We start from the raw sequence: 14,872 nt of genomic DNA, 5'->3' as shown, positions 1-14,872 counted from the left end.
GGCCCGATAGTCTTTAGCGATCAGCGGTCATGAGGACCGCCCGCAGGAGCTTCTTCATGGCTGGATTTTCGCCTCGCATCGCGGCCGCCGCCGCTGTCGTCGTCCTAGCCCCCGCCGTGGGCGCCTGCGGCTACAACACCATTCCGACCAAACAGGAGCGCGCCGAGGCCGCCTGGGCCGACGTTCAGAGCCAATATCAGCGCCGCGCCGACCTGGTGCCGAACCTGGTAGCCACCGTCCAGGGCGCGGCCATTCAGGAACGCACCACCCTGACCCAGGTGATCGAAGCCCGCGCCAAGGCCACCAGCGTCAATATCGACGCCTCCAACCTCGATGACGCCGCCGCCTTCCAGCAGTATCAGCAGGCGCAGGGCGAGCTTTCCAGCGCCCTGTCGCGGCTGCTGGTGACGGTCGAGGCCTATCCTCAACTTCAGGCCAACCAGAACTTCCTGACCCTGCAATCACAGTTGGAAGGCACGGAAAACCGCATCGCCGTGGCGCGCCGCGACTACAATGAGGCCGTGCGCGACTACAACACCACCCTGCGCACCTTCCCGAACGTGATCTGGGCCAAGACCCTGCACGGCGGCTCCAAACCCATGCAGTTGTTCACCGCCACGGCCGAGGCTCAGTCCGCGCCCAGCGTGAACTTCAACCTGGGAGCACAGCCCGGCGGCGGCGCGCCGGCGACCGCGCCCGGATCGACGCCGCCTGCGGCTGCGCCGGCCCCGGCGGCGCAGTAAGCCTGAAATGAACCCTTCCGCCCTCTCCCCGAGGGAAGGCGCGGCGCGGGGCCTGCTCCCCGCGCTGTTGCTGGGCCTCGTCCTATGGCTGGCCGCCCTGCCCGGCGCCGGCCTGGCCGCCGAAATCACGTTTCCGACGCTCACCGGCCGCGTGGTCGACGACGCACAACTGTTGACGCCCGAACAGGAACAGGCCCTGACCGGCAAGTTGGCGACGCTAGAGCAGCAGACCGGCGACCAGCTGGTCGTCGTCACCCTGCCCTCGCTTCAGGATCAGGAGATCGAGGACTTCGGCTATCAGCTGGGTCGTCACTGGGGCATCGGGCAGAAGGAAAACGACGGCGGCGCCCTGCTGATCGTCGCGCCGAACGAGCGCAAGGTGCGGATCGAGGTCGGCTATGGGCTGGAGGGCGTGCTGACCGACGCCTATTCCTCGCTCATCATCCGCAACGACATCCTGCCGGCCTTCCGTCAGGGCGACTACGCCGCCGGCATCATCGCCGGGACTGACGCCATCATCGCCCAGCTGACCGCCGATCCGGCCGAAGCCCAGGCGCGCGCCGAAGAGGCCAAGAGCGCAGCGACCGCGACGACCAAGCCGGTCCTGCCCGCCATCGTCATCCTGTTGGTGTTCGCCTTCATCTTCTTCAGCATGATCGGCGCGGCGGCGGGCGGCCGCAAGCGGCGCGGGCGCGGCGATGGCCTGTCGCCCATTCTCATCTGGGCCGCCAGCGAGGCTCTGAAAGACCGTGATCGCGGCGGTGGCGGCTGGGGCGGCGGTGGAGGCGGCTTCGGCGGCGGTGGTTTCGGCGGAGGCGGCGGCGGCTTCGGCGGCGGCGGCGCCTCGGGGGGATGGTGATGCAGTTCACGAACGACGACCACGCACGGGTGGCCCAAGCCATAGCCCAGGCCGAGGCGGACACCTCCGGCGAGATTTTCTGCGTCGTGGCGCGGCAGGTGTCGTCCTATCGCGACGTCAGCCTGGGTTGGGCGGCGGCGGCGGCCTTGCTGCTGCCGCTGGGCCTGATCCCGCTCGGCTTCAACGGCGACTGGCTGACCTTCGGCAGCGGCTGGGAAGTCGCCCACGCCCCCGCCGCCTCAGCCGAGATCGGGCGCGCCCTGACGGCCTATGGCCTGGTGCAGGCCGGCGTCTTCGTAGCCGTCTTTCTGCTGTCTCTGATCCCGGTCGTGCGCAGACGGCTGACGCCCGCCGCCCTGCGTCGCACGCGCGTTCGCCGCGCCGCGATGCAGCAGTTCCTGGCCCACGGCCTGCACGTCACCGAGGCGCGCACCGGCGTCCTCATCTTCGCCGCCCTGGCCGATCATCAGGTCGAGGTGGTGGCCGACGAGGGCATCCACTCCTGCGTCAGTCCTGAAGTCTGGGCCGACGCTGTGGCCGCCCTGACCGGCGCCCTGCGGCGTGACCGGCCGGTCGAGGGCTTTGAGCAAGCCATCACCCTGTGCGGTCAGGTTCTGGCGGAACGCTTTCCGCCCAAGCCCGCTGATGAAAACGAGATCCCCGACAAGCTGGTTGTAATCTAGCCCGGTTATCAGGATCGCTATCGGGGCCTCGCGACCGCCGCATTGAGGCGCGACAGTCGCTGCGATCGCAGGCAAGGAATTCATGCCGAGACTTCTGACCTACAACGTCCATCGCTGTGTCGGCGTCGACCGCAAGCTGGACGTGCACCGTATCGCCGATGTCATCGCCGAATACGAGCCCGACGTCGTGTGCCTGCAGGAGCTGGACGTGGGCCGCGCCCGCACCGGCTGGGTCGACCAGGCTGACTCTATCGCCCAGCGCCTGGCCATGAGCGTGCAGTTCCATCCCGCCATGAAGGTCGAGGCCGAGCTTTACGGCGACGCCATCCTGACCCACCGGCCCGAGCGCCTGGTGCGCGCCGCCGCCCTGCCCACCCTGCCCGGCCTCAAGGGGCTGGAGCCGCGCGGCGCCCTGTGGTCGGCGGTCGATTTCGACGGCGTGGTGGTCAATATCCTGAACACCCACCTGGGTCTGGTCCCGCGTGAGCAGCGGCTTCAGGTCGCGGCTCTGGTCGGCCGAGACTGGCTGGGTGATCCGATGTGCGACGGACCGACCATCCTGACCGGCGACTTCAACGCCACCTCCATCACCCGCCCCTACCAGGCCCTGACCCGGCGGCTGGACGACGCCCAGCGGCGGCTGGGGCTGAAGCCCTCGATCAAGACCTTCCCGTCCAGCTTCCCGGCCATTCGCATCGACCACTGCTTCGTCAGCCGCGAAATCCGGGTGACCGGCGCCCGCACGCCGTCATCGCCTCTGGCGCGAGCCGCTTCGGACCACCTGCCGCTAATCATCGACTTCGAGATCGATCAGTCCAAGGGTCAACCCGGCGCCTGACCGCCCTCTGACCTGGGCCGAGTGCGGTGCGAGCGGTTCAGCCGTTTCCACGGCCGCCAGGCGTCGGTGGAAGACATCGGATCGCCGAACTGCCACTCGGCGAACATCCGCTCCACCCGCGTCGGCTCGGTCGCGCCCAGCGGCTTCATGCGCTCATGGCCGAAGGTCTGAATCGCCTGACCGACTGAACCCAGCAGCGTCTCAGCCTCAGCAAAGGCGTCGCCGGACACGCCGATGAAATGGCCGAGAGAGTGACGGCGAAAACGCTGGATCACCTCGCTCTGCTCTTCCGTCTCAGCCTCGACCGAAACGTCGCACTCCGTATCCAGCCCCATCGAGCGGTTGTTCAGATTGCTGGACCCGATCCGCAACAGCTTGTCGTCGATGATAGTCATCTTGGCGTGGACGATGATCCGTTCGCCCTCGTCCGTCACTGGATAGAAGGCGGTGAAGCGATCGTGCCGGTCCGCCTGCTCCAGCCGATACAGAACCTCGGCCCGCGCCGTATCCATGGTCATGCCGTCGAACCAACTGGGGCTGCGCCCGGTCGAGACCAACACCACCTCCGGCCCGTCCGGCTCGGCCAGACGCTCGGCCAGAGCCGCCGCCAGCAGGGGCGAGGTGAAGTACTGGTTCTCCATATAGATCAGCGAACGCGCCCGCCGGATGGCCTCCAGATGCAGAGCCTCGTTCTCACGCACCTCGGGCCGGCCGCGCACCTGAGGCTCTGTGCGGGAGATCCCGACCGACACCTGCGTCAGCACGGGCGCCACGCGCTCCGGCCATGAATCCGCGCATTCAGCCGTGATCGGCGCGATCACCTCGCCGGTGGCCCGCCTCCATCGCTCGCGCGCCAGTTCGCCCAGAGCCTGCGCCGCCGGGCCGTCCATCACGCACATGACTTCGTGCCTCGGCGCAGGGATGACGCCCGTCGGCTCGCACCGGCGCGGGTCGCCCGAGAAATGCTCTTCGGTGTCCCAGCGGTCGGTCGAGATGTCGCCGCCGCCGCAGAAGGCGATCTGGTTGTCGATCACCACCACCTTCTGATGGTGACAGGCGCCCAGTATGCCCGGCCCGTCCAGTCGAAACTCCACGATCCGGCGCCGAAACCACCTCTGGGCCTTGTGCGGATAGAAGCCCTGCGATGCGGCGATCAGCAACGGCGAACGCCAGATCAGCAGGCGCACGTCCAAATCGGGCTTCTGGCGCACCAGAGCCTTCAACTGATGGCCGATCTCGGCGCGCCGATCGGTCAATGGCCCCTCGGGGTCCAGGCGCGTGCGCGGATCGAACTGCCAGCCGAGAATCAGGATGGAGCGTTCGGCCTTGTGCAGCGCCGACGCCAGGGCGTCGAAATAGGCCTTGTTTTCCATCAAGGGGGCGAACCGATGCGCCTTTGCGGACCGCCACACTGCGGTGGCCGTCTCCAGCAGGCTGCCCTCATAGAACTGGTCTGCTCGCATACCCCCCGCAATGGCTGATTCGCGTGACGGCCGGACGGGCCTCCTGATCTCACTCAGACGCCGATGAGGTCGGATCGTTCCATTTTCGCATCAATCGGGTCAATGGCGCCGCTTCATCTGTTCGCCGCATTGTCGCCCGAAGATGTTTCTGGCATACTGTGAATATGCAAGCTTTGATCGAGATGCTGGCTGGTTTGATCGCCCTGCTCGCCGCAGCGGCGTTGTCGCAATTCGGCGTCGATATGAAAGCGCCGCAAAAGTCGGACCGCGAGATTCAACGGGTGCAGGATTGCGGCGATACAAAGCCCGCAACCACCGTCCACCTGACCGCTCCCTCGTCCTGCTGATCCACAGATCACCTTGATCCGCGTCGGCAAACGGCGATCTAATCCGCGCTCGAGCCTTTTCGCCTTACGATCCAGCCGTTAGGGTCCATGCCTTGCGCCCTTCGCCGCCTATCCTGGCGATCAGTGATCGAGACCGACGCCCATGAAATCCCGCCATCGGCCGCCGCTCAATCTGACCGACCCCGAGCCCGTCTCCACTGAGACGGAGGCCTCGCTCACGCCCGAAGCGGCCGAGTCCCCCGACGAAGCCACGCCAGAGGCTGGCTTGGAGCCGCTGCCTGACGCACCCCAGCGCCCCATGTCCGAACGCCAGCGTCGACGCCTGGCTGAACAGCAGGCGTTGGCCGAAGAACGCGCCGCCGAAGCCGAAAAGGCCGCGCGCGCCCTGTCGCCGTTCGCTGAATCCGCCGACGCCCCGCCCGCTACGGTCGCGCCCATCTCCCCGCCGGCCAAGACCTCGGCCAAGCGCAAGGGCAAGAGCGCGGGTTCAAACGACGCCGCCAACGCCTATCTGATCGCGGGCTTGGCCTCCGCCCTATGGGTCGGCGGCTTGGCCTCCTGGTTCGCCTATGAACTGGGCTCGGGGATGATGGAGATCGATCCGCTGCGCCTGGCGGTCTACGCCCTGATCCTGCTGGCGCCGGTGGGTCTGTCCGTCCTTCTGGCCCATGCCGTGCGTCAGGGCGCGGGTCTCGCCCAGGAGACGAAGCGCGCGCGGGAAATGGCTGACGCCCTGGTGGGACCGACCGCCCTGGCCGCCAATCAGGCCGGGCATGTGCTGAACACCCTGCGCGAAGACATCGACCGCGCCGCGCAATCGGCCGAGCGCGCTCGCGACGACTTGGCGTCCCTGCGCGAGGCCTTGGTCAAGGAATCCAACCTGCTGAACGAGGCCGCCGAACTGGCCGGGGGCACGGCGCGGCGCCTTGCCGAACAATTGTCGCACGAACGCGAGCAGATGGGCGTTCTGGGCGGCAAGCTGGAAGGCCAGGCTTCAGCGGTTGTCGAAACGGTCGAGCGTCAGTCGCGCATGGTGGCCGACGCCTCCGACCTGGCCCAGACCCAGCTGCGTGAGGCCGAGGCCGCCCTGGCCGCCCGCGCCGCCGACCTGGCCGCCGCCGCCAACGAAGCCCAGGAAGCCGCTCGCGCCGCCTCTGACGATCTGGCCCGCCAGACCCTGCGGCTGGAGACGGCCGGCTCAGGCGTCGCCGAACAGATTCAATCCGTCGAGGAAGGCCTGGGCCAGCAACGCGCAGCCCTGGTCACGGCCGCCTACGCCCTGCGCACCGATCAGGAAGACTTCTCGGCCCAGATCGAGAGCCAGCGCGCCCAGCTTCTTGACCACCTGTCCCAGACCCGCGCCGCCGCCGACGACCTGAACCAGCGCGGCGATGAGGCCGCCGCCGCCATCAAGGCCCAGGTCGAGGCCGTGGTCGACCAGTTCAAGGCTCTGGTGGAGATGTCCCAGCGCGAGGCCGACGGCTTCGACCACGCCACCAAGCTGTCGCTGGATCGCTTTGAAAGCCTGGCCGCTGAGTCCCGCGACCTGCTGGTCGAGGAGACCCGCCGTTCGCTGGAGGCGCTTCAGGCCACGGCCGACGAACAACGCGCCGCCGCTCAGGCCGCGATCGAACAGGCCCAGATCCGCGCCGATCGCCTGGGCGAATCCCTGTTCGACGCCGCCCAGAAGGCCGATGAGGCGGCCGAGGCGCGGATCGACGGCGCCCGCCGCATCGTCGCCCAGACCGCCGACATGGTCGATCTGACCGGGCAGAAGCTGGTCGACAGCCTTCAGGCGACCCTGGCCCAGGTCACGGACGCCCTGGCTTCGGTCGAACAGGCCGTCGCCGAAATGGACCAGCGCACCGCCCGCCTGCCCGACGAGGCCCGCGCCCGCGTCGAATCCGTGCGCCTCAGCGTCGAAGAGGGTCTGAGCGCCCTGACCGCCGCCTCACGCAAGGCGGCCCAGGACACCGAGGCCCTGGACGCCGGGTTCCAGGATCGCGTGCGTCGCAACTATGAAATGTTGACCGAGGCTGTGCGCCTGATGGGCGCCGTCTCCGCCGAGGGCGGCCAGCCGCGCCGCCGCCCGACGACCGTCCCCGCCCCGCGCGAGGTCGTGCCCGCGCCTGAGCCCCGGCCGACAACGTCGCCGGGTCTCGCGTCCGGCCTGGCTTCAGGTCTTGGCCTGCGGGGCCGCATGCGCCCGGAACACCCGGTCGAATCCGAGATCGAGCCGATCCCCACAGCCCCGACGCCGCCGCACACGCCTGAGACGCCCCACGCCGAGCCGACCCGCATCGGAGACGCGCTCAGCTGGCGCGATCTGGTTCAACCGGAACCGGCGCCCGCCGCGCCGGCCGCTCCATTGGAGCTGAACGCCGCCATCGGCACGCCTGAAGAGATCGACGCCCTGGCTGGACGCGTCACCTCAGCCATCCGGCGTATGGGCGTCGACCCCAACGCCCTGCTGCCCCGTCCCCGCGTAGAGGAGGCCGCGCAGGCCTTCGCCGGTCACGACCCGGCGCGGGCGCGTCAGATCGTCCGCCGCGTGGCGCCGGCCGCCGTCCGCAGCGTCTCTCGCCGGGTGCTGAGCGACGACGCCCTACGCGCCGACGCCGAGGCCTATGTTCGCGCCTTCGCCCATGGGCTGAAACTCCAGGCGGAACGCGGCGACGCCGAGGACGTGCAGATGCGGCTGGCGACCGACGAAGGCCGCGCCTTCATGTTGCTGGACGCAGCCGTAGGCGACCTGAGCTGACCGCCTCGCCCTTTCATCACGCCATCGCGGCGCCGGTCAGGCTTGACCTGACGCCGCATTTCAAAGCACCGTTCACGCTGCGGCGCGCCACGACGGCGCTAGAGGGGGTCTCTTTCCTTTGATGGGTCTGGATTCCAACGGCCGTCCTGATCGACGCCCTGTCATCTCCATCTGCGCCTGGTCGCCGTCCTATAGGGCCTGGGATCCCGTCGAGGATCTGTCCGGCGAGCCCTGGAACCCGCCCGGCGCGCGCACCCTGGCGACGCCCGGCGACGCCTCGGCCGAAGCCCTGGCTGAAACCCTGACGGGCTTGCTGTCACGCGGCGAGTGCTCGGCCTTGCTGCTGGTCGGTCGCACGATTCACTCCGGACCCGTCCGGGTTCAGATGCGCGCCGAAAACCGCCGTCTGGGCGAGCCGGGACGGCTGGACAGCACCGCCCCCAGCATCGCGCGCGTGACAGCGCCGGTCGCCGACATCTTGCGTGAGCTAACGGAGGCCGGGATCTCGGCCATCGCCGACTCTGACGCCGAAGAGGATGCGGGAAGCTATATTCTGTATCGCATTCTGGCGGACCTGCCCGACAGCCTGGAGTCTCCGTCCATCGGCCTGCTGCGCATTCCTGACGGCGAGAGCGAAAACACGGTCCGGACGGCGGTCAAGACGGCCGCGTCGGCGATGGCGCGTCGACTGGCGCCCCTGCCCCGTTCAAACGTGGCCTGACGCCGCTTCCTTCGACCGCACCCACACGCCGACCAGCCCGCCGGTCAACGCCAGCGCCGCCATGGCCAGATAGGCCTGCAGATCGACTGCGTCGTACAGCGGCCCGCTGGCCAGGGTCGCCAGACCGATCAACACCCCGGCCGACAGAGCCGAGCTCAAGGTCTGGGCGGCGGTGTGGCTGTCCGGCGGACACAGGCGTTCGACGATCTGCACCCCCGCCAGATAGGTGGCGGCGAAGGTCAGGGCGTGCAGCATCTGCAACGGGATCAGCATCCACAGCGGCGGGGCGAAGGCCATCAGGCTCCAGCGCAAGACCGCCGCCCCTGCGCCGATGAACAGCATGGTCCACGGGCCGATGCCGATGCGGCGACGCCACGGCTCGATCCACCACATGAAGCCGATCTCGACCACGACGGAAAAGGCCCACAGCATCCCCGTCACGCTCTCGGCCAGGCCCTGCGCCCGCCAGCTGATGGCCGAAAAGCCGTAGTAGAAGGCGTGCGTCGCCTGCACCGCGCCGATCGAGAAGATCGCCGCCATGAAGACCGGGCGACGCAACAGCCGCCCCAACCCCTGAAATCTCTCCAGCTTTGACACGGGGCCGTCTTCAGACACAGGCTCGGCAGGCAGGACGCGCCAGGCCGTGACCGCGATCAGCAGGGAGGCGGCGACCGCCCAGAAAATGACGGCGTCCGAGGACACGCGCGTCAACAGCGCCCCCATCGCCAGATTGGCGACGACGAAGGCCGCCGAGCCGCACCCGCGCGGAAGCGAGAAGGCGAACCCTTCGCGCCCGGCCACACGCAGGGTCATCACGTCGCTGAGCGGAATGAGGGCGGCCGCCGCCGTCGCGCCCAGCAGCCAGAACAGCGTCCAGAGGACAAAGCCCTCGACCAGCCCCGCCCCGCCGTAGCCGACCGCCATGACCAGCCCCAGGAAGGCGATGGGCGTTCGCCGGAGCACGAAACCGTCGGCCCAGACCGCCAGCAGCGGCCCTGTCACCGCCCGCGCCAGCATGGGGATGGCCAGCAGGGCGCCGATCTGGGCGCCGCTCAACCCCTGATCGCGGAACCACAGGCCGGCGAACGGCAGGGTCACGCCGCTGGCGCTGAACAGCAGGACATATTGCAGCGCCATGCGCGATGCGGCTTTCATCGGCGGGCGATAGCAGACTTCGGGGTTTTTGTGGTCTAGACATTAGACATGAGCCCTGACCGCAAACTGCTCGCTTTCGCCGGTTTCAACGGCGCCATGGCTGTCGCTTTGGGCGCCTTCGCCGCTCATGGCGCCGCACCCGCCGTCAAAACCCTGCTGACCACGGGCGGTCACTATCAGATAGTGCACGCCGTTCTGGCCGCCGCCCTGGCGTTGTTCGGTACGAACCGCTTGTTGAGCCTGGCCGGATGGCTGGCCAGCACGGGCGGACTGATCTTCTGCCTGGCCCTGTCCATGATCGGGCTGTTGAGCCTTCCGGTCATGGGCGCCGTGGCGCCCGTCGGCGGCGCGCTGATGATTGCAGGCTGGGTTCTGATTCTCTTCGCCGCCTTCCAGTCCAATCTCGCCAAGGCCTGACCGCTTCAGACCTGACCGATCCTTTTCTCAGAAGGGCATCTCTCGTGACCAACACTGCGCGCCGCGACCTCTACCCGGAAATCGAAGCCTACGCCTCGGGCTGGATGGCGACCGACAGCGTCCACGAGATCTATTACGAGGAAAGCGGCAACCCGCACGGCGTGCCGGTCGTCGTCCTGCACGGCGGCCCCGGCGGGGCGGTCAATCCGGGGATGCGGCGCTACTTCGATCCGGCCAAGTACCGCATCATCATGTTCGACCAGCGCGGTTGCGGTCTGTCGCGGCCGAACGCCTCGCTTGAGAACAACACCACCTGGGATCTGGTCGCCGATATCGAGCGCCTGCGCGAGATGCTGGGCATCGACAAATGGGTGGTCTTCGGCGGTTCCTGGGGTTCGACCCTGTCGATGACCTACGCCATCAAGCACCCCGATCGCTGTCTGGCCCTGGTCCTGCGCGGCATCTTCCTGTTGACCAAGAAGGAGCTGCACTGGTTCTATCAGGACGGCGCCTCGATGATCTTCCCCGACGCCTGGGAACGCTTCCTGGCTCCGATCCCCGAAGCCGAGCGCGGCGACCTAATGGCCGCCTATTACAAGCGCCTGACCGGCGACGACGTGGAGGAACGCAACCGCTGCGCCGTGGCCTGGGCGACCTGGGAAGGCGAGACCGTCAGCATCCAGGGCCCGTCGGGCAAGCCGGACAAGTTCGCCGACCCCGAGTTCGCCGTCGCCTTCGCCCGGATCGAGAACTGGTACTTCACCAATGGCGGCTTCTTCGACAGCGAGCACTGGATCCTCGAGAACATCGAGACCATCCGCCACATCCCCTGCTGGATCGCGCAAGGGCGCTTCGACGTGGTGACGCCGATCTCGGGCGCTTGGTCCCTGCATCGCGCCTGGCCTGAGGCCAAGCTGGATATCATCGGCGACGCCGGCCACGCCTCCAGCGAGCCCGGCATCATCGACAGCCTGATCCGCGCCACCGACTGGGCGGCGACGCTCTAAGGGCGGCGCACCCTCGATCAGGGGCTATTTCGGATTGGTCTTCTCGACCATCTCGCTGAGTTGGAAGCCGATGCGGCGCGCCTCGCGCTCCTCCGGCTTCTTCATGGCGCTGAGCACTACGTTGATCTGGCTGTAGTGCTGGATCAGGCGCACAGGCTTGCCGTCGGCGTTGCGGCCGAAGAACATGATCAGGTCCGGCCCCCAGAAGCCCACGTCCATGATCTGCATGGCCCCATCGCCCGGCAGGCCGACCACGCGCGCGCCGATCTCCTCGTCCTTGTCGAGGTTGGCCTCGAACTCCTCGATCAGCTTGGACAGGCGAACGAAGGCCCACTCGGCCGGGTTGTCGCGCATCCGCAACCCCTCGGCCTGGACCGCCGCCTCATTCTTTGGATCAGCCAGAACGGGTTGCGGACAAGGCGTGTCGCCGCAGTCGGAGAACATGGCCGGATCGGCCTTTGGGATGTCGGCGGCTTCGGTGTCGGGCGTCTGAACAGTCATGACGACAGCCTAACGCCCGTACAGCCGATTAGAACAGCCCCTGGCCCTTCGGCAGTTCGACATAGCGATGCACCCGCATCGACAGGATCAGGCCGAAGCCGATCATCACCGTCATCATGGTCGACCCGCCATAGGACAGCAGCGGCATGGGCACGCCTACGACCGGCGCCAGCCCCATCACCATCGCCCCGTTGATCAACACGAACAGCGCCAGGAAGGCCGTCATGCCCGCCGCGCTGATCCGGCCGAAATGGCTGTGCGACAGGGCCGCGATCCGCAGCGAGATCAGGATTAGCGCGACATAGCAGGCCAGGACAGTGAAGGAGCCTAGGAAGCCGAACTCTTCGGAAACCGTCGAGAAGATGAAGTCCGTATGGCGTTCCGGCAGGAACTCCAGCTGGCTCTGACTGCCCAGGCCGTAGCCCTTGCCCATCAGCCCGCCGGAACCCAGGGCGATCTTGGACTGGATGATGTTGTAGCCGGTGCCCGACGGGTCAGCCTCCGGGTTGAGGAAGGTCAGCACGCGGTTGCGCTGATAATCGTGCATCACGAACATGACGAAGGGCGGGATCACGGCCACGGCGGCGGCCACGGCGGCGGCGATGACGCGCCAGCTCAACCCCGCCATGAACATGACGGCGGCCCCGGTCAGGCCGATAATCATGGCCGAGCCCAAGTCCGGCTGCTTGGCGACCAGCAGGAAGGGCACGCCGATCATCCCCACGGGGATAAGCAGCTTCCATGACCAACGCGCCTCTTGCGCCGAGTGGCCATGATACCAGCGCGCCAGAGCCAGCACGAGGCCGATCTTGACGAACTCGGCCGGCTGGATGCGGGTGAAGCCCAGGTTCAGCCAGTTCTTGGCCCCGCCCGCCGTATAGCCCAGCGGCGTGAACTCGATCATCAGCACCAGCACCAGCAGCACGCCGTACAGCGGATAGGCCGCATGGAACCACCACTTGGGGTGAATCATGGCCATGCCGATCATGGCGACCAGCAAGACCCCGAAACGGATCAGATGCTTGGCCGCCCAGGGCTGCCAGTGGCCGCCCGCGATGGAATACAGCATGGCCGTGCCGATCCCGGCCAGGATGCACAACAGGCCGATGACGCGCCAATCCAGCTCAGCGAACTTGCTGGACAGGCGGTCGCGTTCGCCGGGACGGGTCAGGGCGGATGCGGTCATTGTCCGGGCTCCGTCAGGGGCGGCGGCGCGACGACGTCGACGCCGGCGCCGTCGATCGGCTCGCCTCGCGCCTCGGCCTCGCGCGCGCCGGCGTCCTCCTGGGCCTCAAAGCCCGCCGATTCGATGCGGGCGCGGATTTCCGGATCCTTCAGCAAGGCGACCTTCATCACCTCGCGCGCGCGCGGCGCCCCGGCCGTGCCGCCGCCCAGGCCGCCATGCTGAACGATGACCGAGACCGCGTAGCGCGGATTATCGGTCGGCGCATAGGCCACGAACAGGTTGTGGTCCTTCTGATTCCAGGGCCGCCCTGCGCCCTTGCGTGAGCCGGAGCCGTAGTTGCGAGCCTGGGCCGTGCCGGTCTTGCCCGCCATCTTGACCGTGCCAAGACCTAGCTGGCTGTTGCGGAAGCCCGTGCCCCCGGCGGCCGTCACCGCCTCCATCCCGTCGCGCAGAACCTGCAGCATCTGAGGGTCATAGGGCAGGTCGGCGAAGGCGCTGCCGCCCTGCTCCACCCCGCCGATCGACTTGATGAGGCGCGGCGACACCGCCTTGCGGCCGTTGGCGACACGCGCCGTATAGACCGCCAGTTGCAAGGCGTTCACCGTCAGGGCGCCCTGACCGATGCCATAGCTGGGATTCTCGCCCGGATACCATTTCGCATCGCCGCGCACCGGGTTCTTGCGGCGCCATTCGCGGTCCGGCACCAGGCCCGCCTTCTGACCGGGAATGCCGATATCGAAGGTTTGGCCGAAGCCCATGTCCCGCGCGGTCTCGGCGATGGCGTCCGGCCCCATCTCCGTCGCCAGGGTCATGAAGTAGACGTTGCAGGACGCCTTGATGGCCCCGCGCAGATCCAACGCCCCATGCCGCCCCAGGCAGGCGAACCGGCGCCCCAGATAGAAGCTGCCGTTGCAGAAGATGCGGCGGCTGGGGTCCAGCCCCCGCTTCATCGCCGCCAGCCCGACGATCGGCTTGAACGTCGACCCCGGCGCGAAGGTGCCGCTCAACGCCTTGTCGGTCAGCGGTCGACGCTCATAGTCGGCCAGGGCGCGATAGATCTTGGTCGGGACACCCGACACGAACAGGTTGGGATCGAACGAAGGCGACGACACCATGGCCAGGATATCGCCGTTGCGGACGTCCATGACGACGATGCTGCCCGCCTCCTCGCCGAACACCTCCAGCGCGCGCTGTTGGACGTCGTTGTCCAGCGTAAGCACCACCTCGGCCCCCTGAACCGCTGGACGCGATCCGGCGATGTCCTCGGCCACGACGCGGCCGCGCGCATTGACCTCGACCCGCTTGCCGCCCTCGACGCCACGCAAATCCTGATCCAGCGATTGTTCAATGCCTTGTCGGCCGATGCGGAAACCTGGGTTGAACAGGATGGACGGCGGCTGTTCGCCCTTGTCGCGGATCGCCTGCACGTCGCGATCCGACACCTTGGCCACATAGCCGACCACATGGGCGTAGGCGCCGCCGTGCGGATAGTAGCGGGCCTCGTTCATGTCGGCCATGACGCCGGGCAGTTCAGCTGCGTGCAGATTGACCTTGGAGAACTCCTCCCAGGTCAGGTCGCTCTTGACCGGAACAGGCGAGAAACGCGGCGCGGCGTTGACCTCGCGGATGATGGTGCGGCGGCGCTCCAGGGTGTCCGGCAACAGTTGACCCAGTAGGTCCAGCGTCTGGTCCAGATCCTTGGTCTCGTCGCGCACGACCAGGACGCGGAAGCTGGGCCGGTTCCCGGCGATGACCACGCCGTTGCGGTCCTTGATCAGGCCGCGCGGCGGCGGCACCTGGCGAAAGTTGAACTGGTTGCGCGTCGCCAGGGTGGCGAACTCTTCCGACTTGAAGAGCTGCAGATGCGCCAGGCGCCCGACCAGGGCGAGCCCGCCTACGACCGTCGCCCCGCCCAGCAGCATGGTGCGCCGCAGGAAGGAGCCCTGCCGCTCGTTCACATCGGAAAAGAAGATATGCGGTTCGCTGCTCATCGGAATCGCACGTCCGCGTCGTCGAAGCGCTCGATCAACCAGTCAGCCAGGGGGAAGAGCAGAAGCGTCGGGATCATCTGCCCCATAACAGCCAGCAGATTGGGAGCATTCCCAAGGCTGCCGCGCGTCACGAAATAGGCGACCGCGAAGGCCAGGCCCGTCGAGGCGACATAGAGGGCGAACAGGACGATGGTCGCCTG

14 protein-coding genes and 1 pseudogene are annotated in these 14,872 nt (G+C 67.7%); 9 read left to right on the top strand and 6 right to left on the bottom strand.

Going from position 1 to position 14,872, the window contains the following annotated elements; all coding sequences use genetic code 11:
• The first annotated feature begins 56 nt into the window (after nt 1–56).
• From B3D50_RS07460 to B3D50_RS07445, 4 genes are all read left to right on the top strand, one after another.
• On the top strand, nt 57–743 hold the full coding sequence (locus B3D50_RS07460; RefSeq protein WP_286950494.1) for a LemA family protein: 687 nt from the start codon (nt 57–59) through the stop codon (nt 741–743).
• Between the two features lie 7 nt (nt 744–750).
• Nucleotides 751–1,602, top strand: coding sequence for a TPM domain-containing protein (locus B3D50_RS07455; protein WP_269298249.1), 852 nt, complete (start codon nt 751–753; stop codon nt 1,600–1,602).
• Nucleotides 1,596–2,285 (top strand): TPM domain-containing protein, encoded by a 690-nt coding sequence (locus B3D50_RS07450; protein ID WP_286950491.1) that lies wholly within the window; start codon nt 1,596–1,598, stop codon nt 2,283–2,285. The genes B3D50_RS07455 and B3D50_RS07450 overlap by 7 nt, the downstream gene beginning before the upstream one ends.
• An 82-nt stretch (nt 2,286–2,367) precedes the next feature.
• A complete protein-coding gene (locus B3D50_RS07445; protein ID WP_286950490.1) occupies nt 2,368–3,123 on the top strand; it encodes an endonuclease/exonuclease/phosphatase family protein in 756 nt (251 codons plus the stop codon).
• On the opposite strand, the gene B3D50_RS07440 is transcribed toward B3D50_RS07445, so the two are convergent.
• Nucleotides 3,108–4,586, bottom strand: a complete 1,479-nt coding sequence (locus B3D50_RS07440) for a phospholipase D-like domain-containing protein (protein WP_286950489.1) — start codon at nt 4,584–4,586, stop codon at nt 3,108–3,110. The genes B3D50_RS07445 and B3D50_RS07440 overlap by 16 nt on opposite strands.
• 164 nt (nt 4,587–4,750) lie before the next feature.
• Here B3D50_RS07440 and B3D50_RS07435 point away from each other — a divergent pair, with 164 nt between their 5' ends.
• The 3 genes from B3D50_RS07435 (at nt 4,751) to B3D50_RS07425 (ending at nt 8,415) form a co-directional block, all read left to right on the top strand.
• Nucleotides 4,751–4,933: a hypothetical protein gene (locus tag B3D50_RS07435; protein WP_046653508.1), complete on the top strand. Its 183-nt coding sequence runs from the start codon at nt 4,751–4,753 to the stop codon at nt 4,931–4,933.
• Nucleotides 4,934–5,075: 142 nt separating this feature from the next.
• Complete coding sequence (locus B3D50_RS07430) at nt 5,076–7,694, top strand: tipN (protein ID WP_286950488.1); 2,619 nt, start codon at nt 5,076–5,078, stop codon at nt 7,692–7,694.
• A 121-nt stretch (nt 7,695–7,815) separates the two neighbouring features.
• Nucleotides 7,816–8,415, top strand: coding sequence for a hypothetical protein (locus B3D50_RS07425; RefSeq protein ID WP_286950486.1), 600 nt, complete (start codon nt 7,816–7,818; stop codon nt 8,413–8,415).
• Here B3D50_RS07425 and B3D50_RS07420 read toward each other — a convergent pair.
• The gene (locus B3D50_RS07420; protein ID WP_286950484.1) at nt 8,401–9,570 is read right to left on the bottom strand and encodes an MFS transporter; all 1,170 of its coding nucleotides are present in this window, start codon (nt 9,568–9,570) and stop codon (nt 8,401–8,403) included. The genes B3D50_RS07425 and B3D50_RS07420 overlap by 15 nt on opposite strands.
• A gap of 48 nt (nt 9,571–9,618) precedes the next feature.
• On the opposite strand from B3D50_RS07420, the gene B3D50_RS07415 reads away from it, so the two are divergent.
• The gene (locus B3D50_RS07415; protein ID WP_286950483.1) at nt 9,619–9,987 is read left to right on the top strand and encodes a DUF423 domain-containing protein; all 369 of its coding nucleotides are present in this window, start codon (nt 9,619–9,621) and stop codon (nt 9,985–9,987) included.
• 44 nt (nt 9,988–10,031) lie between these two features.
• Complete coding sequence (gene pip, locus B3D50_RS07410; RefSeq protein WP_286950482.1) at nt 10,032–10,994, top strand: prolyl aminopeptidase; 963 nt, start codon at nt 10,032–10,034, stop codon at nt 10,992–10,994.
• A gap of 24 nt (nt 10,995–11,018) precedes the next feature.
• Here pip and B3D50_RS07405 read toward each other — a convergent pair whose 3' ends face one another.
• The 4 genes and pseudogenes from B3D50_RS07405 to B3D50_RS07390 form a co-directional block, all read right to left on the bottom strand.
• A complete protein-coding gene (locus tag B3D50_RS07405) occupies nt 11,019–11,495 on the bottom strand; it encodes a DUF6173 family protein (protein ID WP_269298229.1) in 477 nt (158 codons plus the stop codon).
• A gap of 28 nt (nt 11,496–11,523) precedes the next feature.
• Nucleotides 11,524–12,681, bottom strand: a complete 1,158-nt coding sequence (rodA, locus tag B3D50_RS07400) for a rod shape-determining protein RodA (protein ID WP_269298227.1) — start codon at nt 12,679–12,681, stop codon at nt 11,524–11,526.
• Complete coding sequence (gene mrdA, locus B3D50_RS07395) at nt 12,678–14,672, bottom strand: penicillin-binding protein 2 (RefSeq protein WP_269298225.1); 1,995 nt, start codon at nt 14,670–14,672, stop codon at nt 12,678–12,680. Before mrdA ends, rodA begins: the two co-directional genes overlap by 4 nt.
• Nucleotides 14,669–14,872 (bottom strand): annotated as a pseudogene (locus B3D50_RS07390) (hypothetical protein); the annotation flags it as partial. The pseudogene B3D50_RS07390 and the gene mrdA, both read right to left, overlap by 4 nt.

The organism is Brevundimonas sp. UBA7507 (assembly GCF_002478355.1).
GTDB classification, from domain to species: domain Bacteria; phylum Pseudomonadota; class Alphaproteobacteria; order Caulobacterales; family Caulobacteraceae; genus Brevundimonas; species Brevundimonas diminuta_D.
This window is presented reverse-complemented; position numbering and strand designations above follow the sequence as displayed.

Bases quoted from the DNA above. Each gene is read 5' to 3' on its own strand.
- B3D50_RS07460 (WP_286950494.1), top strand. From the start codon at position 57: ATGGCTGGATTTTCGCCTCGCATCGCGGCCGCCGCCGCTGTCGTCGTC.
- B3D50_RS07430 (WP_286950488.1), top strand. From the start codon at position 5,076: ATGAAATCCCGCCATCGGCCGCCGCTCAATCTGACCGACCCCGAGCCC.
- B3D50_RS07405 (WP_269298229.1), bottom strand. From the start codon at position 11,495: ATGACTGTTCAGACGCCCGACACCGAAGCCGCCGACATCCCAAAGGCC.
- B3D50_RS07415 (WP_286950483.1), top strand. From the start codon at position 9,619: ATGAGCCCTGACCGCAAACTGCTCGCTTTCGCCGGTTTCAACGGCGCC.
- B3D50_RS07420 (WP_286950484.1), bottom strand. From the start codon at position 9,570: ATGAAAGCCGCATCGCGCATGGCGCTGCAATATGTCCTGCTGTTCAGC.
- B3D50_RS07435 (WP_046653508.1), top strand. From the start codon at position 4,751: ATGCAAGCTTTGATCGAGATGCTGGCTGGTTTGATCGCCCTGCTCGCC.
- mrdA (WP_269298225.1), bottom strand. From the start codon at position 14,672: ATGAGCAGCGAACCGCATATCTTCTTTTCCGATGTGAACGAGCGGCAG.
- B3D50_RS07455 (WP_269298249.1), top strand. From the start codon at position 751: ATGAACCCTTCCGCCCTCTCCCCGAGGGAAGGCGCGGCGCGGGGCCTG.
- B3D50_RS07425 (WP_286950486.1), top strand. From the start codon at position 7,816: ATGGGTCTGGATTCCAACGGCCGTCCTGATCGACGCCCTGTCATCTCC.
- B3D50_RS07445 (WP_286950490.1), top strand. From the start codon at position 2,368: ATGCCGAGACTTCTGACCTACAACGTCCATCGCTGTGTCGGCGTCGAC.
- B3D50_RS07440 (WP_286950489.1), bottom strand. From the start codon at position 4,586: ATGCGAGCAGACCAGTTCTATGAGGGCAGCCTGCTGGAGACGGCCACC.
- rodA (WP_269298227.1), bottom strand. From the start codon at position 12,681: ATGACCGCATCCGCCCTGACCCGTCCCGGCGAACGCGACCGCCTGTCC.
- B3D50_RS07450 (WP_286950491.1), top strand. From the start codon at position 1,596: ATGGTGATGCAGTTCACGAACGACGACCACGCACGGGTGGCCCAAGCC.